Genomic DNA, 24513 nt, shown 5'->3' on the forward strand with positions numbered 1-24513 from the left:
GCCACCAGCCTCTGCTGTGCAGTCAATCGAATCGGTTTCTCTAGAGCAATACCAGATCGTGCAGGTATGCTGCCATCTGCTTCTCGCAATGTACCAGGGTTAGTGAAAGATTTGCTGACAGTTGCTACTGCTCTCGATGAACATTCGTTCATACATCAGAATGGCAGAGAGCACATATGAGGTACCGTATCCTGGCGATATAGCCCTGCTCTGGATACAAGCTCCATTATAGCCTGAGTCGTAGTGATTTGGTGGAGGCTGACGACCAAGAGCTACGCTGAAAATGGGGGAACCACGTTCCCCCATTTTCAGCGTAGCCCTACTGATAGCGGAATACTTCGGTGACGGGTTGGTTCAGGCCAATTACGGAAGTGTCTGATCCCAGATCAACAAGCCCGGGCCTTGACTCAGCACAACGTGGGGCTGGGGTTCACCTAAACTCAGCGTGCGCTGCTGCGGATCGGGGGGCAGGGCAATGATGTCGCCTTCGGGACTGAAGATGACCCGTACGCAGGTGAAGGCAAAGGTGAGTTCGGCCTGGCTTTGCAGGGTCAACTCGAGATCACTGTCACTATTTGCCCCGACACTGCCACCAAGCTCGGTCATCGTTTCACGCAGGACGCTCATATCAACGTTGAGCCGTCGCCCGCGGGCCGAACTGAGCACGATGCTGATCTGACGACTAATGAGGATTGAGTCGATTAACAACAATTCATATCCTGACTCGTTGAACAGAATCGAGGCGGCGGGGTTTTGCCGATCAATGCGGCGTTCGGTCAGAGCCCACCCGAGGGCGTTGGGATCGACGGCGCGCCGACGTGCTTCTGGAAAGGCGAAGGTGAGGTGGGCCGCTCCTGTAAACCCTGCTTCAAGGTCGGCATACGGTAAGCCAAAACCTCGTAGAAAGCCGCGCAGGATGTGCAACCCCAGGTCGAGATTGACTTTCCGTGATCGCCGCCCCGAAATATCTGTGAGCAACGACTCTTCAATTGGTAGCCCGAGCGGGCGCGCATCTTCGAGCATTGGCAATAAGGAGCCACGAAAATATGTGCGTTTGTGGTGGTGAATTAGTACCGTCAACGGAACCACGCGGGCGTCGGGGATGCGCACGATATTCGCGTTGAAGAGATCATGCACCAGTCCGGTGAGAGGATCTTCACGACAGAGGGGAATAATGGTCATTACGGCTCCTTACGCCTGGCGAAAGCGCTTTAAGAAGGGTGGAATATCCAGGGCATCCTGTTCGCGTATGCTGACCGGCTCGGCGGGGGCCGGGCGTGGTTTGACCTGGTTGATGCGTGAGGGTATCGCATACGGTTGCGCCAATGGTACCGACTCTTGCAGGCTGAACCCGGTGGCGACCAGCGTAACTTTGACCGAGCCGTTGCTCAGCGTGGGGTCGATGGTTGCCCCCAGGATGATGTTGGCGTCGGGATCAATGGTGCGTGCGACCATCTCGGCGACCCGTTGCACTTCGAAGAGCCCCAGGTCTTCGTTGCCTGAGACATGCAAGAGGAGGCGGCTGGCCCCTTCGAGGCGCCCTTCGAGCAAGGGGCAGGCCATGGCTCGCCGGGCCGCTTCGACGGCTCGGTCGGCACCCTGCGCCGAGCCGATGCCCAGTAAGGCCGGACCGGCTTCACTCATAATGGCCCGTACGTCGGCGAAATCAACATTGATCAGGCCATGGTTGGTGACTAGGTCGGCAATGCCCTGAACGCCATGGCGCAGCACTGCGTCAGCCATGCTGAATGATTCGCGTACCGTGGTGCTGCGTCCAGCCACTTGCAACAGACGGTCGTTGGGTACGACGATGACTGTGTCGGCAACGGCGCGCAGCGCTTCAAGGCCCTCTTCGGCGGTGCGCGCTCGCCTCCGCCCTTCAAATGAGAAGGGACGGGTCACCAGCGCCACGGTGAGCGCCCCGAGTTCGCGGGCGACTTCCGCCACAATTGGTGCTGCCCCGGTGCCGGTGCCTCCGCCCATGCCAGCCGCAATAAAGACCATATCAGCCCCCCGCAGCGCGGCGGTCAGGGCTTTGAGCGACTCTTCAGCCGCATGACGCCCAACCTCGGGATTGCCGCCCGCCCCCAGTCCTCGGGTGAGGTTTTCACCGAGGCAAATGAGGCCGCCTGCTCGTCCGCCAGATAAGGCCTGCCGATCCGTATTTGCCGCAAGCGTATCAATTGCCGCCATCCGATGTTTGACCAGACAGTTGATAACATTGCCACCGGCCCCCCCCACTCCGATGACCCTGATCCGTAATTCGGGCGGACTTACCGTGAGGACGTCAGTGTCGGTTTGGAAGGGCGTCTGATCGGAGGTTGGTGCTGGAAAGTAGATCAATCGCTCAGCCATGGACGTATTCCTTTGCATAGCCTGCGTTGCGCAGGACACGAATCCGTTCAGAGGGGATCTGCAGGGTGGCTGAGAGGGAGCGTACCAGCCACGAAAGCGCACGACGTTGGATGGTATCAGCGTCGGACGGTCCTCCCTCAACGGCAATGACGATTGAGCGTTCACCAAGCGCGGTATCGGGTGCTGCAGTCGCAACGCAGGCTTCGTCGCAGAGGCGATAGATGGCACCGGTTGCGTCAATGTAGTAGTGCCAGCGCCCTGCCGCTGCTTCATGGTAGAGGTCGTTGCCAACAGGGCCTGTCGTTGCCGTGATCAAGATGGTGTCGGTTTGTGGGCGGGTGCGTTGCTGATGCTGGTGGAGTGAGGTGCCCATATCAAAGATAATCGGTTGGGCCGCCGGGCTGCCGAGCAGGGCCGTTGGTTCGTTTGGTTCGTGCTGGTTCCAGGTTAGACCCAGGTGGACACGTTGCCGCAGACGGGTCAGCGGGTGATCGGGGTGCCCGCCCAGGAGGATTCCGGTCAGGCCGCCGACACGCGCAGCATTGTTGTTGAGGCCAATGACTTTCGTTTCGTTCGGCAGCGCTTTGTCGAGCGGCCAGTCGACCGAGGGCAACGGGCAGGCCAGGATATCAAGGGCAAAGGGCATCAGCAGATAGGCTTCGGTCTGCACCATGACGACTTCGGGGCGCCCGAGTGGCGCTCCGAGGCGTCGCCGTTCCGCCTGGCGGATCAAGAGGGCTTCGGCATCGTAGCGTCGCCCCGTCCGCGAACGGTAGAGGTCGTCGAGCAGGGTGCGGCGCAGGGTGCTGGTCGTGTCTGCATCGAGTCCGGTGAGTGTCCGGTTCATCTCGCTCAGACGATAGACGGTCTGCCAGTCGTCAGCCGGTGAACAGAGGCTGTCGAGGCTGAAGTGCTGGCAGGTGAAGGCCTGGCGCCCGTTGATCGTCAGGCGGTGGTTGGCCCCGATGGGAACCCCCAGTCGGGCGGGTTGTTTGAGATAGGTCTGGTGAAAGGCCCACGTCGACTTGAAGCCATGCAACGGGTCGGCAGAGCGAAAGAGCAGGTCGAGCAAGGCGTCACGCAGGGGGCCCGCAGGGGTTTGTTGCAGCCGCCTGGTCTGCTGCTGGGCCGGTGGTTCATCGTCTGGCCCGCTGGCCTCGGCATAGATCAGGTCACGCGCATACGCCTCGATCAGCAGGGGGGCTTGGCCTGGCAGACGCACGGCGCGATCACGGTCATCCTGGGCATTGCCTCCGCCAGTTCCCGCTGGTTGTGCCGTAATGACTGCCACTGGCAGCCCGAGGCTCTGGCGGCGTGCAGCAGCAAAGAGCGGCCAGTCGGCAGCGATACCGGTACCGGCAGCACGATAGGCGAGATCGAGCATCAGGTTGTGTACCTGATCCTGGGGCGTCGCGCTGCTGGTGTCGCTGTTGGCATAGACACGGGCCACAAAGGTTTGCCAGGGGAACCCGGCGGGATCAGTTTTGCGCCCCGGACTGATATCGAGGTGGCGCACGAGTTGGGTGCGCGGCACATTATAGCGCTCGACCAGCATCCGGGTGAGCGCGACGGTTGCCGCTACCTGGGCCTCGGGGTAGGGATCGCGCCCGGTATTGAGATTCTCCAACTCGATGCCGACCGAGACCGTGTTGAGGTTGTCGCGCATCTGCCCATCGATCATCCAGCGGCTCACCCCGGCATGCCAGGCGATGTCTTCATCCTTCACTAACTGGCTGATCCGTCCGGCTTTATCAATGTAGTAATGGCACGAGATTGGTCTGCGTTCGTCACCACCTTTGCGGAGCCACCCGAGATCACCGGGACCCCGGCCCGCAGTGGCGTGGATCACAACGGCCCGAATCCGCTCGGCGCTGCCACGTTGAAAATGTTGACGGGTCATCCCGACCCACGTAATGTTGAACATCCCTGGTTCTCGCTTTATTTCATGACAACGGTTCGAGCCGCATCTGACCTCTCAGCGCCTCTGTGCCTCTACGTTCAACCAAGATCCGCTGCGCCAACCGACCCAACGCTCCTACCCAACCACCCGCATCGTGACATCCTGAATCGAAGCCCCACTATCAGCAATGACCCGCTGGTTGCTGTGGGGCCGCCCTTGAATGCTGAGTGAGCGAATGACCGCCCCCCGACGGGCCAGCACACTCTGACGCACATCATCGGGTTTGGCCGCCTCTGCCGCGAGGGTGCGCGCCGGTTCGCGCAGGTAAAAGGGGCCACCGGTGCGATTCCGTAGGTAGAGCGCCGGGACATACCACGATGCCCCGTCCGCTTCTTCGACAAAGAGAACCCGCCGCGCCTGGGCAACGCCCTCCTGCAGGCTTCTGCCGTCGGCAAGGGTGCGATAGATCGCCGCAGCGGCCCGGCTCGCTGCGGTTGAACGCACGGCCAGTTGCATGCCAAGCACTGCTGGTATGCCTGCCCCCACCAGCGCCTGGGCGACGCCGCCGAGCAGCGGATCACCCATCCCTCCACCGACACTGGCTCCTTCGCAGGCATAGAGGGCGACCAACCCGACCTTGCCGAGCAGGGCGACAAAGGCTTCAGCCGGTACCCAGCTTGGGCCGTTGGTATCATCAAGCAAGAGTTCGCCCAGGCCGCCTCGCAATCGCCCGTGTCCGTAAAAGTGCAGAATGTCAGGTGGCTCGCCTTCCAACGCGCGTACTAGTCCTGTGCGATCGGCTGGCTCTAACTCTTCGATGATCGCCTGCCCTTTTTCTACCAGTGGCGCAAGCGCTTCGTTGCGAGCGGCTCGCTCGACATAACGTAGTTCGGTGCTGATCCCGGCTTCAGGCGAGACGGCGAGGATGCGCAACGGGCCGTGTCTGCGGCGTAGCGGCGGCAAGGCCTGCGGAAGATCGAGGCGGCGCGTAAGACTGCCCGCTTCGCCGCGCCCGAGGAGCAACGGGGCTGAGCCGTCATCCCAGAGCAATTCCCAGGGGAGCGCCGCAAGCCGTACGGCGTCGGGCGGAAAGCAGAGTTCGATCGCCAGCGGCACCCCCGTCGCAGTCGCGTGATTGCGCGTACTCTCGAGCGCTTCGCGACCGGCAGGATCGGCCGTCAAGGCGGTGTAGAGCCGTCGCCCGATCCGTCGTGGGGCATCCAGTGGCACCCGCTCGTTGCTCTCCCAGAGCCCCAGGGTCTCGAGGCGTGTTCGTTCTTCGGGGGCAAAGCTGAAGTGCCGTTCTTGCATCGCCGTACGCGCATAGGGGTAGGCGGGATCTTGCAGCACATCAAGCGCACGCAAGACGAGCGCCAGTTCACTCGCTGGAATCGGTGGCACCATCCGACTCTGACGCACTCCAATGATGTCGGCTTCCCAGCGTACCGTCGCCCCGGCCCCACGGGGCAGGAAGATCAGTCGCAGGGCTACTGGTTCCAGTGCGTTGCTCACGACGTCACCTCTTCGGTTGTCCAGACCATACGGAAGCCCAGGAGGTTATAGCGCTGGGCGGGATGAAACCAGTAATGCGTGCCACAGCGCAGGGCGTCGCCGTCCCAGTTGAAGGCGCCTCCTTTGATCGCGGGCATATGCTCGGGCGAGACATCGTGGCAGGGCGTGCGTTCGTTGATCCGCTCGGCGACGCTGGCAGTCCATTCCCAGATGTTGCCGGCCATATCGAGGGCTCCACAGCAGGCCGCCCCGGTGGGAAAGACGCCGACTGGCGATGGGGCGCGCACGCCAGTGTCGGTATAATTGGCTCGTTCTGGGGTGACTGCTTCGTCGCCCCACGGAAACGTCCGCTGGTCGGTATGGCGTGCCGCCCGTTCCCATTCCATGGCCGTTGGCAGCCGCAAGACTTCGCCCGGGTAGAGCCAGCCAGCCGTGCGCCCGAGCGCCGTGAGCCAGGCGCAGTAGGCACTCGCTTCGTACCACGAGACGCCAACGACGGGTTGGTTGGGGTTGTTGTATTGCCCATTCGTCCAGAGGGCTGGCTGGGTGATCGGGACGATCATGTCGTCGGACGAAGGCATGCGCCCGCCGTAGTCCAGAAAGGTGCGCCCCTCTGGGGTCCACCAGCGCTCGTCACGGTAGCCGCCGGCTTCGATAAACCGCTGATACTCGCTGTTGGTTACTGGATAGCGGGCCAGACGAAAGCTATAGCCAAGGTAGGTCTGGTGCAGACCACTGCTGCGCCCGTGTTTGAGCCGTTCGTCGCCCGACCAGAAGTGTCCCGCGGCTACATCACACCAGTAATCGGCAATCCGGGCTTCAATGCCACCGGTGGCCCGGCCATCGCTCAGGTTGAGCAGGCGTGGATCGCCGAGTTGCCCCAGCACGATTCCTCCGCTGACGCGGGCCGTAAGCAGAGTCGCCGGATCCGTTGCCAGTTGCACCAGTGCGCCAGTCACGGCTTGCCAGGCTCGCCCGCCGGCACCATTCCGCCCGACATCAAGCAGACACTCACCCGCAAGCACCACGGGATGGATGCCAGCACGTTCGCCTGGCGGGGCTTCGAGCAGCGCGAGCAAGAGGCGCCCGGCTTCGCGCTGGGGTGCTGCGGCGACCGCGAGACGGATGACCTCACGCCAGCGGGGATCATTGGCATAGTTTTGCAGCAAGAGGGCCGGATCTTCGATCGCAACCGACTCGAGCAACCCGCGTGCGGCCAGGTACTCCTGAAAGGTCAAGTGCAAAAACGCGAACTTCCCGAAACCGCGCTCTTGTAACAGCCCCGTATCGCGGCGCATTAGCTCGACAAAGGCCAGGGCCATCCGTCGAGCCCGGCGCCGTGGCATCCCATCCGCCTGTTCGAGCGTCTCGGCTAGACGTTTTTCGAGATCAACCTGTTCGATCAAGCCCTCGGCGTGTTCGCTGTGCATCCAGAGGGCCAGCGGCCCCAACAGATTCACGACAAAGCGTTCGTCGAGCAATTCATCTCCGAGATAGACCTCGACGGGTCGTCCGCTCAGCGAGCGGGCGCGGTTCCATGTTTCGGCCAGCGCGGCGACGCAGAGCCGGTAGAGTTCGACCCGTCGATCAGGCAGGCGTGCGCCCTGGTTGTGGATCAAGGCGAGAATCGTGAGTAGCAGCGGGTTCCGGGCCAGTTCAGTCACGTGTGGAACCGCAAAGACCGCTTCGGTGAGCGACGCGCTGTAGGCCGCTACGCGCCGTTCGTGTTCAACCGCAACCGACTCACGCACGAGATCATGCAAGAGTTCGTCAACCGGAGGAACCGGGGGCATGCTGCTCGCGGCATAGGCCTGGCTCCAGCGCTGAATAAAACTACGAATCTGGGCGTCACTGAGCGGCTGGATCGTTACCACCGCAAAGAGCGCTGGATCAAGCGGCGCATCATCGTAGCCCACAATCCGTGAGGTCGCGAGGAACCGGTTCCCTGGCGCATCCCATTCGCGCACAAAGGCTTCAAGCACCCGAATCGTCGCCTGCCGGTCGGTTCGCACCTCATCGAGGCCATCGAGCAGCACCATGGCCCGCCCGGTTGTCAGGGCGCGCTGAAAGAGTGGGCCATAATCGGGCTGGGACAGGCCGCAGTAGTAGTCACCAAGGTATGCGAGGGGCGAGAGATCTTCTTTGCCGGGGCGACGGCGAGCCGCCGCAAAGGCCGCGACCGGAAAGAAGATTGGCAACCAGATCGGGTCGAGCCCCAGGCGCTCGCGGGCATCGTTGCGGGTCAGCGCCAGCATCAGATAGCGCACCAGCGTACTCTTGCCACTGCCTGGATTGCCGAGTACAACCAGGAGGGGTTGTTCACAGACAAAGGTATGTAACGATACGCCATTGCCCTGTGGCCCAAGTGCCTCAACCGGAATATAGATCTGTTCTAGATTGATCCGGCTGATGGTCTGGATCTGAAGCAGCCCACGAAAATCGAGTTGATTGAAATTCTCGTTGATAAACGCCCGATAGCGCGCATAGAGCAGCGCAAGATCGGGGCTAGATGCTGCTGGCACCGTATAGAGGTTACCCCGGACAATCGTCTGCTGCACGTGGTGGATCGCGGCCCCATTTGTCGCCACAATACCCTGGGCAAACTGCTCAGCGAGCGGTGCGACTGGCGTGACTCTGGCACTGCGCAGCAGATCAATCGCCGTGCGCTCATCAGGGCTCGGCAAAAGTCGTCGCAGGCGGGCGTGATCGGCCAGGGCTTGTGGCACGAGTTGGCCCAGGAGACGGATCAGCGCGGGCCCGGCCACCCGCCACGGGGGCAACGTCACCTCGGCGTTTGCCATGCAGGGTCGTACCTCACGCCGGTACAACTCAACGAGCCGATTCAGATCAGGCTCACCAGCGAGTAACAATTCTTCCACCGCAGCCGCCCGAAACCGGGCGGCCACGGGTGCCTCGTCGGTGAGCAGCGTCAGCAGCAACGCAACCGCCGGATCAGCCTCTTCCTGACCCAGGCGTTCGGTTGCACGGGTCACGGCACGGGCAAATGGTGCGATCAACGGCGGTTCAGCGAGGCTCGCGAGGGCCGTCAAACGCTCGTGCAGCGTTGCAGGTGTGGCCTCGGTTGCGGTCTGGTCTTCGAGTTCCAGCGCAACGGCCCCCAGCGTCGCGGCCAGGGCACGGGCCAGGTCGCTCATTATGGTTCCCTCCCGCCCGGGATCTGCTCGTCAAGCAGGTGGCGCAACATCTCATCCGACGACATCGCTCGGGCGGGCGGCCTGGCAGCCGGGCTGGACGACGTTTCGGCACAGAGGCCACGTTCAGCCTGGAGGATACCGCGCAGTCGTGTACGGGCCGTGGTAGCACTACCGACCTCTGGTTCAACATACACAGGGCGAGACAGGCGCAACATTGCAGTACCTCCCAGCTCTTCAGAACGCTCAGTGTAGCCCATTCGATTCTTGTTGGCGTCTTATGAGTTTCTTATCAGGTTGCTAATCAACTATACTATAGCACATAGTAAGTTTTTTGTTAAGTCCCTCTCGCGGGTTCTTTTCGGGTTCTTTTCGGGGAGAATTGCCCGGTTTTGACGCTTGCAAAGTAGTACGATGTGTTGTAGTATAACGTATGCCAGGGTCATATGCAAGCTATACGCCCGCTTTTGACCCTTCAAATCCGCTTCTAAGGCCGCTCGTTGGGCTAGACAGATCTGAGGAGGTGGAACGAGCCCCAAAGTTGTTGTCCGACACCCAGACATCAGGATGTCCTGAATGTACGCCAATAAGAGCCCGATAAGGTATAGACAAATCGCCCGAAATATGCTAGAATAAGACCCGACGAGACCCTGAAAGGAACCCGGTAATGACTACGTCTCGTGACGAAACCCAGAATGAGGCTTCGGAGGAGCAGTTGGCCGTGACGGTGCCGCTCAAAGTTTTTGGCATTGCTACTGCCTATGCAGCTATCCTGAGCTACCTTGAACGACGTTTTCCCATTAAGCCTGACCATATCTGGGCTGAAGTAGCTGGAGGAGTACTTATTTCGTTGGTGCCGGTTGCGTTGATCGCCCGCAAGTCCACCCATCTGGATTGGCGGGTCTATGAAGGGACTATCTGGCGTAGCTTTATTGCGTCCGGGACGCCGATCATTCTCTGGCAGATCGGTGAGGCAATGCTCCGTCAGATGGAACTCCTGAATTACACGACGGCACGTGAGTTACAAAGGCCAGATGCCTATGCCTACGATACCACGCCGCTGGCCCATCGAAGTGGAGAGCGAGCGCGAGGAGGCAATTCGCTCAGCTAACGAGGCGGCTCAGATCCTTCAGAAAGCTCAGGCGACCCTTGATAGCGCTCGGGCAAAGGTCAATGCCCATCAGAGCTTTGCTCTGGTGCTGGTGACTGATACCGAGCGCTATCTCGCCGATGCACTTACGCGTACCGAACGCGTGCGCCGCTATCTCTCCGTCGCCCGTAGCAAGTCTATCAATGGCCGCTGGCCCCAGGGTGTTTCCCGCCAGCGCGAAGAAGCTGAAGAAGCCCTTGATCGTGCGATTGACCTTCTTTATGATGGCGAACGGGGCCTCGCCCCACTCCGTGAAAAAGTAACCAAAAATCCGGCGCTCTGCGATGCGATGATTGCCGATCTTTCGCTTGCCCTTGCCCGTTCCCTCAATCAGATCGAACGCGTGGTGCGCCTGTTGACTGAAGCTGGCCTTGGGCGTGATTGATCCTCCCGCTTGACACCGCTTCAACCCACGGCTACAATCCGCCGTGGGTTTGTTTTGCCTTGCGGGGTCGTCATGAAAGTACCGTTGAGTTGGCTGAAAGAGTTTGTCGCGGTTGAGTGCTCGCCTGATGAGTTGGCCCATCGCCTTACCTTCGGTGGTCTTGAGGTTGCCCAGGTGCGCTATCTCGGCCTTGAAGGCGCTGAGTTGCCCTGGGATCCTGATCTGATTGTGACCTGCAATATTCTTGAGGTGTTGCCCCATCCCAATGCGGATCGCCTTGTGCTCGCTACCGTTGATTATGGGGCCGCTCAGCCCCATACGGTTGTCACCGGTGCGCCTAATCTCTTTCCGTATCGCGGCCTTGGGCCCCTCGCCCATCCCCTCAAGGCGGTCTTTGCCCGTGAGGGCGCTCGCCTCTACGATGGCCACGCCGAAGGATGGGTGCTTACGACGCTCAAGGCGCGCCCCGTCCGCGGGGTGCTCAGCGATGCCATGCTCTGCTCCGAAAAGGAACTCGGTATCTCTGAAGAGCACGATGGTATTCTGTTGCTCGAAGATGACCTGCCTGTCGGTCGCCCCCTCCGCGATCTGCTCGGTGAGGTGATCTTTGAAATTGAGATCACTCCGAATTATGCCCGCGCACTCTCGATCGTTGGCGTTGCCCGTGAGGTCGCTGCGTTGACCGGTGCGCCTTTGACTATCCCTGATCCCCAACTGCTCGCCGAAGGTGCGTCCATCATAGGCCGCGCTGCGGTGACGATCGAGGCCCCCGAGTTGTGCCCCCGCTTTGCGGTCGGCCTCGCTGAAGGGGTGCAGATTGGCCCCTCCCCGCAGTGGATGCAGCGCCGCCTCGTCAATGCCGGGATGCGTCCAATTAGCAATGTGGTCGATATTTCCAACTATGTGATGCTCGAGTGGGGCCAGCCAACCCACGCCTTCGATGCGGCTAAAGTCGTGAACCGTCATTTGATCGTGCGCCCTGCTCAGCCTGGTGAACGCCTCGTTACTCTCGATGACAAGGATCGCGATCTGACCCCTGGCGCGGCCAGTGGCCTCGAACGGACGCCCCTGATGGTCTGTGATGCCTCGGGTTCGCTTGCGGTCGCCGGGGTGATGGGCGGCGCTTCCAGTGAGGTCAGTCCGACCACAACGTCCGTCCTCCTTGAGGCGGCAATCTGGGAACCAACGCAGATCCGGAAGACGGCCCGCGGTATGAAGTTGCCCAGTGAGGCCTCTCGCCGCTTTGAACGCGGGGTGGATTATGCGCTGCCTCCTATCGCGCTGCGACGTGCCCTCGAGTTGATGCGCCGCTATGCTGGCGCGACGATTGCTCAGGGCTTTGTTGATGTCTATCCCCGCCCTTGGCAGCCACTGATCCTCGACCTTCCAACCGCCGAGGTCGCTCGTATGCTTGGCATTCATCTGACGGCTGCCGAGCTCGCCGGTCTGCTGCAACGCCTCGGTTTTGGCTGTATACCCCACGAGGTGCCTGCCCCCTATGTGGCCGTCGAGGTGCCTTCATTTCGCCAGGATGTGACCATCCGCGCCGATCTCTGCGAGGAGGTCGCTCGCGTCTATGGCTATGACCAGATCCCGCTTACCCGCCTTGCCGATGAGTTGCCCCCGGCCATGCAGTCGCCCGAGCTTGCTGTTGAACAGCGCGTCCGCGAGGTGCTCGTTGGCGCGGGGTTGACTGAGTTGATTACCCATTCGCTTATTGATATGAACCTCGTTGCGTCTGTGGCCCCCTCTGAGGCGCTTGAGGCCCACTATCTGAAGCTCACGAATCCAAATACTCCCGAAAAGACCTTTTTACGCCGTTCGCTCCTGCCTTCGCTTGGGGCCGCGCTGACGATGAATCTCCGTGAACGCGAGCGGGTGACTGTCTTTGAGATCGGACGTGTCTACCTCAAGCTCAAAGACGCCTGGCTCCCCGCCGAGCCACGTCGACTTGCGTTTGCGCTCGCTGGCCCGCGTGAGGCCGAAGCTTGGGGGCCGGCTCACCGCGATCTCTACGATTTTTATGATCTCAAAGGCATGGTTGAGTTGCTTGTTGCCCGCCTCGGGCTGACCGACCGGGTCAGTTTTGTGCCGCTGACTGATGACGAGCGGTTCCACCCCGGTCGTTCCGCTACGCTGATGCTCATGCCGGACATAGCTGGAGGCAAGGCGAGCCCCCAGCGCGACAATGGTCAGGCTCCAGGGGTGGCTGTCGGGGCTCTTGGTGAGATGCATCCCGCCGTCCGTGTCCGCCTTGAACTCGGGGTGGCGCGGGCGGTCTTCGCCGAGCTTGACCTCGATGCGCTCATTGCGGCAGCGCAACCGCCAACCTTTCGCCCGATCTCGCGCTTCCCCGCGACCGTGCAAGATCTCTCGATCGTGGCGCCCCTCGAGGTTTCGGCAACCCGTGTGGCTGCGCTTATCCGGCGGGGTGCCGGCGATCTACTCGAAGACTTGACGCTCTTCGATGTCTACACTGGCCCCCAGGTTGGCGAAGGCAAACGCAGTCTTACGTATCACCTGACCTTCCGTGCCCCCGATCGCACCCTCAGCGATGAGGCGTTGACCCGCGTGCGCCGCAAGATCATCACGGGCCTCGAACGCGAGCTTGGTGCAACCATGCGAACGTAGTGAGGCGTAGGTCTGTGCAGACGACTAGCAAAGCTAGTCGTCTGCACAGACCTACGCAGATCCTCTTCACGTGACGCTTCTACCTGCTCATAATCGGTACATAGACCTGCGTACCAATGCGTGGGATCATATGCAAGCCTTCAGGATGCCACGCTACCCGTTGCACCCCAATGCGCTCGCCGTACCCCATCAGGTATGAAGCCAGCCAGCCTTGCTCGTCACGGTAAAAGTCATGAGCCCACCCATATCCAGCGCGTACCTCGGGCTGCCACGGCCCAAAAGGTGAGACCGACCAGCGCCATACCTGACGTGCTCCATCGCGACCTGAGCTGTTGTAGAAGAGATAGAAGAGGCCTTCGTGCTCAACAACATATGGCGACTCAGGTATGCGGTCACGCTCTGGTGATTGATACACCGCTCCAAGATCATGCCACGGGCCTTTGGGTTGCTCGGCAAAGGCGAGGCCAACCATTGGCCCGTGTGTGTTCACCCCGGTGTAGTAGAGATAGTAGCGGCCCTGATAGAAGACTACCATCGGATCACGGCAGTCTGACCAGTAATCTGGGCCTGGATAAAAGGCCTCAGGATGGTCTGGGGTAAAGATCACGCCTTCTTTCTGCCAGTTTGCTGGTTCGGCTGGATTGGTGCTTGTGGCCAGCATGATCGTCTGGGCGATCTGGTTGTTCACCCCGGTATAGTACATGTAGAAGATTCCGTCACGCTCAATCACATGAGGTGCCCAGATCTCCCACTCATCGGGTTCACCTGGTTCCCCATGCTCAAGCGGCGTCGCGAGCTCTTCCCAAGTACAAAAATCGCGGGTTCGTGCATACGCAAAGCGCCCTTCAAGCCGCTCGCTTGAGCGCAGTGGCGCGCTTGCTGCGCCTTGCGCTCTGCTCCCACTGGCCGGTTCGACCCGGATCGCAACAATGTAGTACCAGCCGTCGAAAAAGAAGAGGCTGTGGTCTTTGAGCCGTATCCCGGCAATGCTCAGGGGCGTGTGGCAAGCCGTACTGCTGGTTCCAGGCTGATGCTGGCTGAAGCTATGCGCGGTCGTGCTGAGCAGGCTGATCAGAAGCACAACGACGAGCCCGCGCATGCTTGTCTTAGCTCGGTTCTGGTTTGCGCTCATGTTCAATGATCCGGAGGGTCGCCTCGGCTTGCTCGGCTTCGTCACGCCCAACTCCCTCGGGGTGGTAGCGTGCCTGTTCGTAGAGGCGGGTTAGCGTGGTGAGGGCTGGTTCGGACGGGCTGTGGGGCGCGGTGGTGTGCGCAAATTCGGTGGGTGTCTGGGCGTTCTTTCGCACAACCCCCTTCGCTTCGAGGCGCAAGAGCATCCGTACATAGGCTCGCCGCGTGCGTGTGGTGGCATCATCACCCTTTAGATCGGCTAGCCTTGCCCGTAAGCCGGTGCGATGAGCGGCAAACGGATGACGTAGGCGGCTCAACAGGCTTCGCAGGTCTTCGCCAAGGCTCTGCAGCACGCCGAGCGACTCACGTTCTTCGTTTGTCTCGGTGCTGGTGCCGGTGCGTCGACGCCAGAGCATAATCGCGATGATCAGCAGGATCAGCGGGATGACCGCCAGCAGCAGACTTGCTCCCTCCACCAGCGCTCCGATCGATGGTACTGGCGCGAGCACCTCAACCCCCGGTTCACCGGACTCGGGTGGTGCTAGAGGGCGTAAGTTGAATCCGTCGAGGGCGTCGAGTATACGTTCGAGCAACCAGCGTAGGGGTTCACCAAAGATCGTCAACACGAGCCAGACAAGGATTCCGCCGATGAGCGCAAACGGTAAGATCACGATGCGCAGCCCAAACTCAACCGCCCCAAGCAGTTCATCGCCACCGATGAGCCCTACGCCAAGGATCGCCAGGCCGAGCACCATCGCCACAGATCCGAGCATCGTTGCCAGCCAGCGCCAGTTCAAGGTGTTGCGCTCAGCGTTCGCGGCCTGCGCATGCGTCAGTGCCAGTGCCAGCAATCCGGTTGCCCCAAAAGCCACAATATGGGCCAGCATCACCGGAGCATTCAACGGTCTGCCCGTGCCCATCAAGGTGCCCAGCAGCAAACTTGCTACGGCCAGCGCGGCACCACGCCCGAAGAGCACCCCGACGGCATTGCCGTCACGGTGATCGATCTGCATCCCGCGCCAGAAGAGCACGAGGCCAACCAGCAAGAGCGTATACGCCCCGGCAAAACCGGGTTGACCTGGCTGGAGGCGCTGGAAAAGCGTAGCGACGTTCCCCGCCGCAAAGAGTGGCACCAGCAGCGCACTGGCACTGGCGATCACGGCAAGCAACCCACGACGCAGCCCCAGGCTTCGCTGTCGCGTAGCATGTTCGCTCAGCCAACCCAGGCCTACCACAAGGAAGAGCAGTGGCCACGGGGCTGTCAGCGTCGTCAACGCCAGCAACGGCAGGCTCACCACCGTCGTCGCAAGGGCTAGCAGTACCAGCACAAAAAAGAGATGCATACAGAGGAAAAAGCAGCGAGGGCAGGCTCATCAGCCTGCCCTCGCCTGGTCGCAACTTACTTTGTTTCGCGGTAAGTCACGTGACGCCGCACCAGGGGGTCATACTTGCGGAGTTCGATCCGGCTGGGATCATTCCGCCGATTCTTCATCGTTGTATACGAATGACCACTCTCGGTGCTCTTCAACTTGATTACGATCCGATTGCCCTTTTTCGAAGCCATAGCTCAATTCCTCTCTGGCACAGCAAAACGCGCCTTCTGGCACACTACCGGCCATTGTAGCATTATTTCTCAGCACCGGCAAGCGGGGCCGTTACTTCCGCTTTACGGAAGATGATCCGCAGTGCATCGTTTTCAAAATAAGCATCCTGGGCACGCAACCGGGCGAGACTCTGGGGCAGCATAATGCGGTGACGATGCCAGCCTACCGAGATCAGCAACTCGTCGGCACTCTGCGCCAGGTGTACCTGATCCTCTGAAGCAAACGGCAGCGGAATGATCAGATCAAACCCACCGGCCATCTTTTCGACCCGTTGCACTGGCCCACGATAAAGGAACTCGGCCGGATCTTGCTGGTCAAACAGATGATCGGCCAGGCGGCTGAGGTTCTCGATCCCAACAATCTCACGCTCAAAGTGAGGCGCACGCAGGATCGGCAGCGGCTCGAACATTTCATTCACGAGCGGTGCATACTCTTGCTGCATATTCCGCCACGAGGTAAAGTGACGATCTACGTCTGTCGGCAAAATGCGATTGACGACCACCGCATCAACAGCATACCCAAAAAGACTCAGATAAGTCAGGCTCCGCTGTGCTTCACGGATCACCATCTTTTCGAGGTTCATCACAATGCGTGCGGTCGTCACCTGCTGATCAGTCAGAATATGGCGTACATCAACAAGGGCATCAATCGCCTGCTGGGCCGACGCGAGCACATCATCGGCGGCGATCGGCATATCAGTCACCCGTTTGGCGACCGGGCGCACGACTTTGAGCAACGCACGGGCAATCGGAAAGAGCCGCCCGATCCACCAGCGCATAATATCGGGCAGTGACAGCAAGCGCAAGGTCTCACCAGTCGGGGCGGCGTCAACGACCAGCACATCATACTTTTGCTCATCATAGTGGCGTTTGATCTGCAGGAGACTGAAGAGCTCTTCGGTTCCAGGAATGACTGACAGCTCACCCTGGGCAATCGTCTCGACGCCCTGCCATGCCAGCAGATCCGCGAGGTACTGTGACACCTGCCCCCAACTTGACTCGAGCTCGTGCAGCGCATTGATCTCTTGCGCCCAGAGATTCGGATGAACCAGGATCGGCTCGGCGCGCAACTCGACCCCGAGTGAGTCGCCAAGTGAGTGGGCTGCATCAGTACTCAAGACAATCGTACGATAGCCACGCTGGGCGCAGCGCAGCGCGGTTGCGGAGGCAACACTTGTCTTGCCGACCCCGCCTTTGCCAGTATAAAAAAGGATGCGCATGGAGACCCTATCTAGAGGAGACGAACATGAGACACGTTCAGGTACGCTGGCCCCGAGTTGGTTCTTGTAAAGCCAGTTCTACCTGTTCCCACCAGCCACGCACAATCGCGGCATTCGTACCATACCATGGAAGGTCAGGGCGTGGATCGTGGCGCAGTCCTGGGATAATAACTTTGCGTGAGCCCTCAAGCAGCCCGGCTGTAAGCGGCACTACCCCATCACCCCACTGTTCACCCGACCCATCGATCATTGCATAGCTCTGCCATGCCCCGCGTTCTGGTGGCTGGCCCTGTTGCACCCCATAGATGCCTCGCCCCATCACGCTAATATAATGCATGAAACGCCAGTACGCCCCAGGATAGCGTGCCTGCACAAACGCGATCTGATTGAGCCCTCCCTGGCGCCCGAGACGAGTCGTCGTATGGGGCGTCCCCAGGGTTACCAGGGCGCTGACGTGGTTGAACCCATTGTACACGAGGCGTCGTGGGCCATACGGCTGATCGCCCAGATAGATCCGACAAAGAACCCCACCTGCACTGTGGGCCACCAGGATGACTCTGCGGGTGTGTTGTTCGGCCAGGATATCACGAACAGCCAGATCGAGCACGCGCAGCAGCGCTCCATAGCTATCACTGGCGATGACGCCAGTCCATTCAAAGAGAGTAATCGGCGCAACTTTGACGACGCGCCCGCTGACCTGACCCAGCAATTGCTGCAACTGATTGTATAACGAGTAGTTGCTTCCAAAGCCGCCTACAATCAGGATTGGCTCTCTGCCGATAATGTCACTCATCGGCTCGTCCTCGTTTCACGGCAACGTATCTTCATTGCAGGCTATTATAACAAAATTGCAAGCCATGGGGTATAATCGCGTGGTTTCATTGGCAAATGTCAACTTCTACGGTAGCAGGAAAGCAACATGGGACGTGGACGTTATCCGGCGCGGCTAAAAGTAGTGCCGCCGCCCGAAGAACTTGCCGCACGCTATCTGCACGTCTGGCCTGGACATACGCTCTATGCCTACGCTGAACGGTTTCCGCCCCTCTCATCACCGGGTCTTTTTGGCAACGAGCAGCCGCTCGCCCTCGATATCGGGTGTGCCACAGGTGATCTCGTGCTGGCCCTTGCCGCCGCCTACCCCGATCGAAACTATGTCGGACTCGACATTGTGGCCAAGCCGCTCTGGCGCGCTGTCGAACGCGCTGTGGCAGCGGATCTGCGCAATGTCTGTTTTATCCAGGCTGATGCCCGCTTGGCCTATCGCCAGATTCCTGCTGTGAGTCTCGCCATGGCCTATGTGTATTTTCCTGCCCCTCTCTTGCGCAACCGCCAACGCAATCAGCGCCTCATTTCGCCAATCCTGTTCACCCAGATGGAGCGCTGCCTTGCCCCTGAGGGCCGCTTGAGCATCATGACTGATCAGCCGGCCCTCTTTGCCGAATGCGAAACGTTGCTGCTTCACCATCCGGGTTTGCGCCCCCTGCCTCCCGAGCATTGGTCCCCAGCCCTGACTGGTATGATCAAATCACATTACTACCAGCGCTGGGAGGCCCGCGGTCGCCCGATCCTTCGCCTTGAGTTGATGCACAACCTTCGCACAGTGTCGGATAGGTGATATATGCACAACTTTTGTTGCGAGATTACAATATAATCCCACCCCTCCTGACCAGTCTGGCGCATTCTGAAGCCATACAATCTATTGTGCATTTCATTGACACCGTTTGTGCATCATGCTACAATGTGCAAAGACAAAGGAACACCTTTTGTCCAGGGTCTCAACCTTTCGGGAAGGCAGCCAGTCATGGCCCAGCAACATTTTTTGACACAATTCTCTGACAAGCCACGTTACAACACCAAGGCCGTCGCTCAGGAGACAGGTGTCCCGGCGGATACTTTTCGTGCCTGGGAACGGCGCTACGGTGTTCCGCGGCCGCAACGTACTGAAGGTGGGCACCGGCTCTACTCTGAGCGTGATATTGCCACGATTCGCTGGCTCCGTGATCGTACTGCTGAAGGCCTGACAATTAGCCAGGCGATCGCGTTGATGACCGACGGCAACGAGGCAAATCTTTCGTGGCTGAGTACAGCGGTTGATACGGAACCACACACCTGGGAGCGGCTGAACAGCCGGCTCTTTTCAGCTCTGACCGATTTTGACTCAACGCGTGCTGAACAGATCCTCGGTGAAGGGTTTGCCCTTTATCCTATGGAAGAGGTCTTTCTCAAACTGGTTCAGCCAGTGATGGTCGAGATCGGTGAGCAGTGGCACGCCGGGCGGATCAGCGTCACCGCAGAGCATTTTGCGACCCAATTTGTGCGCCGCAAGCTTTCGAGTCTCTTCAATACCTACAATATTACCGATGGGCGTGGCCTCGTCCTGCTTGCCTGTGCGCCGAGCGAGCAGCACGATCTTGGCGTTCTGATGCTCGCGGTCTTCCTCGTGCGTCACGGCTGGCAGGTGATCTATCTTGGCCCTGAAGTGCCCGTTCGTGATCTGATTGACACCGTGCGTCATTTGCAACCTGATATTGTTGCAGTTGCAGCCTCGACCACCGAGTCGGCGACCCAACTCCTCGAAGCGGGACGAGCCATTACGGCGCTTCCCCCGCCTACTCCTCACTTTGGCTATGGTGGGCGTGCCTTTAATCTGAATCCGATGCTGATCCAGCGTATGCCTGGCGCTTTCCTTGGTCGCGATGCCCAGGAAGCAGTTGATACAATTGCCGATCTGCTGAGTGCCAGTCGCTAAGCCTTCCTTGCACCAACATGTTGTGTTTGATCGAAAAAAGCCAGCGACGCTGGCTTTTTTGTGCCTGCAAAACCGTCATGTGTAGCGCCTGCGTTCCCCAAGAAGCTCAATGACGAAGGCGCGAAGGGTTAGCTCGCCTACGCGAAAACCTTTGCGCCTTTGCGCCTTTGCGTCAAAACAACCGACTTCTTTGCAAGGTATTAGACCTAGCCCAGGGCGGCACCCACCAACGGAAGCGGCAATTGTCCTACGCAAGGGCCAGAAGTGGGTTGCCTTCTGGCACTGATTCACGTATTATGAAAAGAGAACACTTTGTGATCTTTGTGTGTATCTCAAGTTTGAAGGAGAGCCGCGTGTCGCTGAACTCCGTGCCCTCACTGGCGCTTCACGCAACCGGTACGCGTCGAGCCCAACCTTTGCCTGCGGAGGAGCAGCTCGCGCTGTTGTTTCATCTGACTGATCTTGCTCCCCAGGTTGGCTCTGATGAATGGCCGCCCCATCCACCTGATGCAACGGCTGCAGCGTATCTCGAGTGTGAACGCATTATCCGCCAGCATTCCAAGAGTTTCTATTTTAGTTCGCAGTTTCTTGCCCCTGATGTGCGCAAGGCGGTACGTGCCCTCTATGCGTTCTGTCGTATGACCGATGATACGGTTGATATGGCAACGAGTGATCCGGCTCGTGCGCTCGCTGCCTGGGTGCAACAGGTGCGCGCACCACGCCCGGTTCCCGATAATCCGGTGCTTGTTGCCTGGTACGATACCCGTGTGCGGTATCAATTGGCCCCCCAGTTGGTTGATGAGTTGCTCGCCGGGGTGGCGATGGATTTGACCATCAATCGCTACGAGACGTTTGCTGACCTCTGGCTCTATTGCTATCGGGTGGCTTCGGTTGTTGGTCTGCTGGTGATGGGTATTACCGGCCACGCTCCTGGGGCTGAACCCTACGCGATTAAGCTTGGGGTCGCCCTCCAGATGACCAATATTCTGCGCGATGTCGGCGATGATGCACGCCGTGGCCGGGTTTATCTGCCCCAGGAAGATCTGGAACGCTTCGGTTTGACCGCCGATGATATCTTGGCCGGGGTCTATAATCGCCGCTTCCGCGATCTGATGCGCTTTGAAATTGACCGCGCCCATCGCCTCTATGAGGAGAGTTGGCCCGGTATTGCGCTCTTGCCCCCTGAGAGCCGTTTTGCTGTTGCTGCGGCGAGCCGGGTCTATCAGGGCATTCTTGATAAAATTGTCTTGAACCATTACGACGCTCATACCCGTCGGGCCTATTTGAAGCTCCACGAGAAGTTGGTGCGTATGCCCCGGATCTGGTGGGGTGTGAGGAGATTTAAGTAATTCTATGACGACGATGGTTGCCGTTAATCGTAGCAAGGCTCCCCAGGTCTGGCCACGGTGGCTCTTTGATACCTTTTTGTGGGTGCTCTTGCTTGGCCCAATTATCTCGCCGCTCTTCCGGGCGACCGGGTTGCCGCTGGTCAGCGATGCCGGGGTGCTCGCGCGCGATGTGCTCTCTATCTATGTCTGTCCAACCCCTGAGCGGTCGTATCTGCTCTTTGGGTTGCCGATGGCCGTCTGTGCGCGCTGTTGGGGGGCGACGATTGGTCTCTGGGGGGCACGCTTGCTCGTTGGCCGCTGGACCGCTGATGGTGCCCGGCCTCCAGCCGTGGTCGGCTGGTTCCTGGATCTGCCCTGGCAAGTCCGTCTGTTGCTCTGTACGCTCCCGTTTTTGCTCTGGCCCCTTGAAATTGTCGGCCATTATCAGGGCGTCTGGTTTGCCCCGATGTGGCTTCTGCTGCTCAATGGCATGCAGGCTGGGTTTGCGGCCGGTCTCTTCTTCTGCTCGATCTGGCCCGGGATGTGGACCCCCGCCCGCCATGGGTATGCTGCATAGTCTGGAAGGCTGCATCGTGCGTTTTTTGCTTCTATGCGGGTTGTGTCTGGTGCTCGTCGGGTGTTCTCTCCCGTCGATGCCGCTTGGACAACGCCCTGATCCGACGGTTGAGGCTATTCAGACCCAGGTTGCGTTGATGGCCGAGGAACAGTTGCTGCTGCTTGAGGCAACCCCGACCCCTCGCCCGCCATTACCTGTGCTGCCAACGCTTCCTCCAGTCTCGCCTCAGCCGACCCTTGGCGCTGAACTGACTGAACCATTGCTCAGTCAGGAGCGCTTGCTGGTTGAGTTGTTTCGTCGCGCTAATCCGGCTGTGGTGAGTATTGATGTGCTGGGCAGTAGTTTGCCTAGCGATCATCCGCCTATTCCTGGCTTGCCTGATGCCCGTTCCGGTCAGGGCTCTGGGTTTCTTTATGATGATCAGGGCCATATTGTGACCAATAATCACGTGGTTGCCCGGTCGTCACAGTTGCAGGTGCGCTTTTTTGATGGGACGACGGCGCTCGCTGAACTGGTGGGCACTGATCCTGATAGCGATCTCGCGGTGATCAGAGTTCGTCGTCTGCCTGAAGGCGTTGGCCCCCTCACGCTTGGCGAGTCACGTGTGGTTGAGGTTGGTCAGACAGCCGTCGCGATTGGTAGCCCCTTTGGTGAGCAAAATACCTTGACGGTTGGGGTGGTCAGCGGTCTTGGCCGTACGCTTCGTGGTCCAACTCGTTCGATTGGTACCTATAGCATTCCGAATATTATTCAGACCGATGCGTCGATCAATCCCGGTAATTCGGGTGGCCCACTGCTGAATATTCGGGGTGAAGTCATTGGGGTCAATACGGCGATTGCGGTCAGTCAGGGCAATAGCTCGTTTGAAGGGGTTGGCTATGCCGTGCCCGCTAGCACTGTGGCCAAGGTTGTGCCTGGCCTGATCAGTGAAGGCCGTTTTGACCATCCCTGGATGGGTATCGCAATGCTTTCACTTGATGCGCTGATGGCTGAACGGCTTGGTCTTGAGGTCGATCGTGGCGTGTTGATTACCGATGTGCGTTCGCCTAGCCCTGCGCAGCGGGCAGGCTTGCGGGCGGGTACCGGTGAACCGATTGAAGGCATGATGCCGCTCCAGGCCGGTGGCGATATTATTATCGCTATTGGTGGCCAGCCCGTTGCTGACAGCGATCAATTGCTTGGCTTGCTCGATCTCAATTACCGTGCCGGCGATACGGCGGTGCTGACGGTTGTCCGTGCCAATGGTACTACCGAAGAGGTTGAACTGTTGCTCGAAGCTCGTCCCTAAAGCCGCTCTTTGCACACAAAAACGCCAGCTTAGCTGGCGTTTTTGTGTTTCCAGGTCTCTAGGCTCAATACCACTCAAAGAAGTTCATGCCAAGCCGCGAAGGGTGAGCGCATCTCCGCTCAAAACGTTGCGCCTTTGCGCCTTTGCGTCAAAAAAACTGCTTCCGAGGAACGCGATGAGCGTTCCTTGGATGCGCATTAGCGTTGCAACACAAAGGTCGCCACACGCACTTGATTGCTGCGCAACCCTTGCCCCACAATGCTCCAGTTCCCCACAGGATCGCGAGTCTCGGTGAGGAAGCCGATCAGGATTGCGCCATCGCTGTTGGCCCGCGCCAGATAGGGCAGCGCACGGGTGGTGCCATTAGGCAAGTTTAACCAGAGCGCAATGTCTTCGCCGGGCTGATACCCATGCGCTTCAAAGCCTTGCACAGTGCCAGGTGATGTCGGATCGGGGAAGACCCGCGAATTCAGATTGACTGGTGGTGGACAGGTACTTGGGTCGCCTTCAGGGATCGGGCCAGTCGGCGGGGCGTTCGGTGGTAGGGGCTGGCGGAGTTGGCACGGTACCAGGAAGGTGCCGAGCGTGCTCAGGCGCACATTGCTCCCCACCAGTTCAAAGCGCCCGCGCTCGAAATACTGGACAACATAGTTGCCTCTGCCGTCAAGTTCCTGAACCAGTTCTTCACTGATGGGGAAGCCAAAAATTGGCAGCCCACCGCGGCGTTCCCAGAAGGTGCGGAAGGCCCCCCGTAGGGTGTGACCAGTCTCGGGAAAATAGCGCACACCAGGCTGATTGACCGGGGCGAGACGAGGGAAGCCCTGCCCAGTCGCCGCGAGATATTCGCGACCTACTAAGCCCAGGCTGACCACCGCCGTATTGTTGACCACATCGAGCTCGAAGCGTGCCCGCTCAAAAAACTGTGCTACCCGTCCGTCTCTATTCTGGATAAACTCTTCCGAAAGGGGATAGCCAAAAAGCTCAACCCCACCGTTCCGTTCCCAGAAGGAGCGAAACGCCCCGCCAAGATAATGTCCCGTTTGCGGAAAATAGATCCTGCTCTGAGCCTCAACGGGCGCGGCTGGCATGGTGCCAAAGAGCATCACTACTGCCAGGACGACCAGGAGCCCTGCCCACCATCTGTGTCGCTGCCTCATGTCTTCTTCCTTACCATAGCGTAAAGCGAATTCTTGCCACTCTGGAGTAGTTCGGCCTTGTCTTTACCTGCTTTGTGCATGGCAAAATAACCGTTTTATCGTTTACACGCCTTCAGGCTCATCATACGCGATGGGATCTGTGCTGTCAAGGGTATGGGCGGCGTATATGCGCCGCCCATACCCTTGATCGCAAGGTGAACAGCGCCTGCGGTCTCCTCGCATCTCGCGCATGCCAAGCCGCGCAAGGATTAACGCCCCTGCGCGAAAAACTTTGCGCCTTGGCGCCAAAAGAACCGCCTTCTTTGCAAGGTAGTGGGCTTCGCAGGGCTGATGCAAAGTCAGAGTCAGCAGCGGCAACCGACACCATGTGAACAC

The 24513-nt window shown here is 59.5% G+C and carries 20 protein-coding genes; 8 read left to right on the plus strand and 12 right to left on the minus strand.

Annotation, left to right across the window (positions count from 1 at the left end; translation table 11 throughout):
* Positions 1 to 363 precede the first annotated feature (363 nt).
* From EYB53_RS10515 to EYB53_RS10540, 6 genes are all read right to left on the minus strand, one after another.
* Positions 364 to 1182 carry a gasdermin gene (locus EYB53_RS10515; RefSeq protein ID WP_135478142.1) on the minus strand — a complete coding sequence of 273 codons (819 nt, stop codon included), beginning with the start codon at positions 1180 to 1182 and terminating at the stop codon, positions 364 to 366.
* Between the two features lie 9 nt (positions 1183 to 1191).
* The gene (gene ftsZ, locus EYB53_RS10520; RefSeq protein ID WP_167857339.1) at positions 1192 to 2355 is read right to left on the minus strand and encodes a cell division protein FtsZ; all 1164 of its coding nucleotides are present in this window, start codon (positions 2353 to 2355) and stop codon (positions 1192 to 1194) included.
* Entirely contained in the window at positions 2348 to 4279 is a 1932-nt protein-coding gene (locus tag EYB53_RS10525; RefSeq protein ID WP_135478144.1) for an N-acetylmuramoyl-L-alanine amidase, read from the minus strand. Before EYB53_RS10525 ends, ftsZ begins: the two co-directional genes overlap by 8 nt.
* 111 nt (positions 4280 to 4390) lie before the next feature.
* On the minus strand, positions 4391 to 5767 hold the full coding sequence (locus tag EYB53_RS10530; protein ID WP_135478145.1) for a CHAT domain-containing protein: 1377 nt from the start codon (positions 5765 to 5767) through the stop codon (positions 4391 to 4393).
* Positions 5764 to 8922, minus strand: a complete 3159-nt coding sequence (locus EYB53_RS10535; RefSeq protein ID WP_135478146.1) for an SUMF1/EgtB/PvdO family nonheme iron enzyme — start codon at positions 8920 to 8922, stop codon at positions 5764 to 5766. The genes EYB53_RS10530 and EYB53_RS10535 overlap by 4 nt, the downstream gene beginning before the upstream one ends.
* A complete protein-coding gene (locus EYB53_RS10540; protein ID WP_135478147.1) occupies positions 8922 to 9137 on the minus strand; it encodes a hypothetical protein in 216 nt (71 codons plus the stop codon). The genes EYB53_RS10535 and EYB53_RS10540 overlap by 1 nt, the downstream gene beginning before the upstream one ends.
* Before the next feature lie 449 nt (positions 9138 to 9586).
* Here EYB53_RS10540 and EYB53_RS10545 point away from each other — a divergent pair, with 449 nt between their 5' ends.
* The 3 genes from EYB53_RS10545 to pheT all read left to right on the plus strand — a co-directional run bounded on the left by EYB53_RS10545 (position 9587) and on the right by pheT (position 13085).
* Entirely contained in the window at positions 9587 to 10030 is a 444-nt protein-coding gene (locus EYB53_RS10545; protein ID WP_135478148.1) for a hypothetical protein, read from the plus strand.
* Complete coding sequence (locus tag EYB53_RS10550) at positions 9960 to 10454, plus strand: hypothetical protein (RefSeq protein WP_135478149.1); 495 nt, start codon at positions 9960 to 9962, stop codon at positions 10452 to 10454. The genes EYB53_RS10545 and EYB53_RS10550 overlap by 71 nt, the downstream gene beginning before the upstream one ends.
* Before the next feature lie 72 nt (positions 10455 to 10526).
* Complete coding sequence (gene pheT / locus EYB53_RS10555; RefSeq protein ID WP_135478150.1) at positions 10527 to 13085, plus strand: phenylalanine--tRNA ligase subunit beta; 2559 nt, start codon at positions 10527 to 10529, stop codon at positions 13083 to 13085.
* Positions 13086 to 13164: 79 nt separating this feature from the next.
* Here pheT and EYB53_RS10560 read toward each other — a convergent pair whose 3' ends face one another.
* The 5 genes from EYB53_RS10560 to EYB53_RS10580 form a co-directional block, all read right to left on the minus strand.
* Positions 13165 to 14217, minus strand: a complete 1053-nt coding sequence (locus EYB53_RS10560; RefSeq protein WP_135478151.1) for a family 43 glycosylhydrolase — start codon at positions 14215 to 14217, stop codon at positions 13165 to 13167.
* On the minus strand, positions 14192 to 15559 hold the full coding sequence (locus tag EYB53_RS10565; RefSeq protein WP_135478152.1) for a DUF4129 domain-containing protein: 1368 nt from the start codon (positions 15557 to 15559) through the stop codon (positions 14192 to 14194). The genes EYB53_RS10560 and EYB53_RS10565 overlap by 26 nt, the downstream gene beginning before the upstream one ends.
* A gap of 56 nt (positions 15560 to 15615) precedes the next feature.
* Positions 15616 to 15780, minus strand: coding sequence for a 50S ribosomal protein L33 (gene rpmG / locus EYB53_RS10570; protein WP_097654272.1), 165 nt, complete (start codon positions 15778 to 15780; stop codon positions 15616 to 15618).
* Between the two features lie 62 nt (positions 15781 to 15842).
* Positions 15843 to 17039: an ArsA family ATPase gene (locus EYB53_RS10575; RefSeq protein WP_135478153.1), complete on the minus strand. Its 1197-nt coding sequence runs from the start codon at positions 17037 to 17039 to the stop codon at positions 15843 to 15845.
* Positions 17040 to 17076: 37 nt separating this feature from the next.
* Positions 17077 to 17832 (minus strand): esterase/lipase family protein, encoded by a 756-nt coding sequence (locus tag EYB53_RS10580; protein ID WP_135478154.1) that lies wholly within the window; start codon positions 17830 to 17832, stop codon positions 17077 to 17079.
* A gap of 126 nt (positions 17833 to 17958) precedes the next feature.
* Between EYB53_RS10580 and trmB the strand changes: the two genes are divergently transcribed.
* From trmB to EYB53_RS10605, 5 genes are all read left to right on the plus strand, one after another.
* Complete coding sequence (gene trmB, locus EYB53_RS10585) at positions 17959 to 18654, plus strand: tRNA (guanine(46)-N(7))-methyltransferase TrmB (protein ID WP_135478155.1); 696 nt, start codon at positions 17959 to 17961, stop codon at positions 18652 to 18654.
* 186 nt (positions 18655 to 18840) lie between these two features.
* Positions 18841 to 19788, plus strand: coding sequence for a MerR family transcriptional regulator (locus tag EYB53_RS10590; RefSeq protein ID WP_135478156.1), 948 nt, complete (start codon positions 18841 to 18843; stop codon positions 19786 to 19788).
* A 353-nt stretch (positions 19789 to 20141) separates the two neighbouring features.
* A complete protein-coding gene (locus EYB53_RS10595; protein ID WP_371879096.1) occupies positions 20142 to 21137 on the plus strand; it encodes a phytoene/squalene synthase family protein in 996 nt (331 codons plus the stop codon).
* Between the two features lie 4 nt (positions 21138 to 21141).
* Positions 21142 to 21693, plus strand: a complete 552-nt coding sequence (locus EYB53_RS10600) for a DUF2085 domain-containing protein (protein WP_254151011.1) — start codon at positions 21142 to 21144, stop codon at positions 21691 to 21693.
* 16 nt (positions 21694 to 21709) lie between these two features.
* Positions 21710 to 22981 carry a S1C family serine protease gene (locus tag EYB53_RS10605; RefSeq protein WP_371879097.1) on the plus strand — a complete coding sequence of 424 codons (1272 nt, stop codon included), beginning with the start codon at positions 21710 to 21712 and terminating at the stop codon, positions 22979 to 22981.
* A gap of 197 nt (positions 22982 to 23178) precedes the next feature.
* Here EYB53_RS10605 and EYB53_RS10610 read toward each other — a convergent pair whose 3' ends face one another.
* Positions 23179 to 24138, minus strand: a complete 960-nt coding sequence (locus EYB53_RS10610; RefSeq protein ID WP_135478158.1) for an LGFP repeat-containing protein — start codon at positions 24136 to 24138, stop codon at positions 23179 to 23181.
* Positions 24139 to 24513 lie beyond the last annotated feature (375 nt).

This window comes from Candidatus Chloroploca mongolica (assembly GCF_004762035.2).
GTDB lineage: Bacteria > Chloroflexota > Chloroflexia > Chloroflexales > Chloroflexaceae > Chloroploca > Chloroploca mongolica.

What these genes read in the sequence shown, in the direction of transcription:
- EYB53_RS10515 (WP_135478142.1), bottom strand. Translation starts at nt 1,182, where the DNA reads ATGACCATTATTCCCCTCTGTCGTGAAGATCCTCTCACCGGACTGGTG.
- ftsZ (WP_167857339.1), bottom strand. Translation starts at nt 2,355, where the DNA reads ATGGCTGAGCGATTGATCTACTTTCCAGCACCAACCTCCGATCAGACG.
- EYB53_RS10525 (WP_135478144.1), bottom strand. Translation starts at nt 4,279, where the DNA reads ATGTTCAACATTACGTGGGTCGGGATGACCCGTCAACATTTTCAACGT.
- EYB53_RS10535 (WP_135478146.1), bottom strand. Translation starts at nt 8,922, where the DNA reads ATGAGCGACCTGGCCCGTGCCCTGGCCGCGACGCTGGGGGCCGTTGCG.
- EYB53_RS10540 (WP_135478147.1), bottom strand. Translation starts at nt 9,137, where the DNA reads ATGTTGCGCCTGTCTCGCCCTGTGTATGTTGAACCAGAGGTCGGTAGT.
- EYB53_RS10545 (WP_135478148.1), top strand. Translation starts at nt 9,587, where the DNA reads ATGACTACGTCTCGTGACGAAACCCAGAATGAGGCTTCGGAGGAGCAG.
- EYB53_RS10550 (WP_135478149.1), top strand. Translation starts at nt 9,960, where the DNA reads ATGCCTACGATACCACGCCGCTGGCCCATCGAAGTGGAGAGCGAGCGC.
- pheT (WP_135478150.1), top strand. Translation starts at nt 10,527, where the DNA reads ATGAAAGTACCGTTGAGTTGGCTGAAAGAGTTTGTCGCGGTTGAGTGC.
- EYB53_RS10560 (WP_135478151.1), bottom strand. Translation starts at nt 14,217, where the DNA reads ATGAGCGCAAACCAGAACCGAGCTAAGACAAGCATGCGCGGGCTCGTC.
- EYB53_RS10565 (WP_135478152.1), bottom strand. Translation starts at nt 15,559, where the DNA reads ATGCATCTCTTTTTTGTGCTGGTACTGCTAGCCCTTGCGACGACGGTG.
- rpmG (WP_097654272.1), bottom strand. Translation starts at nt 15,780, where the DNA reads ATGGCTTCGAAAAAGGGCAATCGGATCGTAATCAAGTTGAAGAGCACC.
- EYB53_RS10575 (WP_135478153.1), bottom strand. Translation starts at nt 17,039, where the DNA reads ATGCGCATCCTTTTTTATACTGGCAAAGGCGGGGTCGGCAAGACAAGT.
- EYB53_RS10580 (WP_135478154.1), bottom strand. Translation starts at nt 17,832, where the DNA reads ATGAGTGACATTATCGGCAGAGAGCCAATCCTGATTGTAGGCGGCTTT.
- trmB (WP_135478155.1), top strand. Translation starts at nt 17,959, where the DNA reads ATGGGACGTGGACGTTATCCGGCGCGGCTAAAAGTAGTGCCGCCGCCC.
- EYB53_RS10590 (WP_135478156.1), top strand. Translation starts at nt 18,841, where the DNA reads ATGGCCCAGCAACATTTTTTGACACAATTCTCTGACAAGCCACGTTAC.
- EYB53_RS10600 (WP_254151011.1), top strand. Translation starts at nt 21,142, where the DNA reads ATGACGACGATGGTTGCCGTTAATCGTAGCAAGGCTCCCCAGGTCTGG.
- EYB53_RS10610 (WP_135478158.1), bottom strand. Translation starts at nt 24,138, where the DNA reads ATGAGGCAGCGACACAGATGGTGGGCAGGGCTCCTGGTCGTCCTGGCA.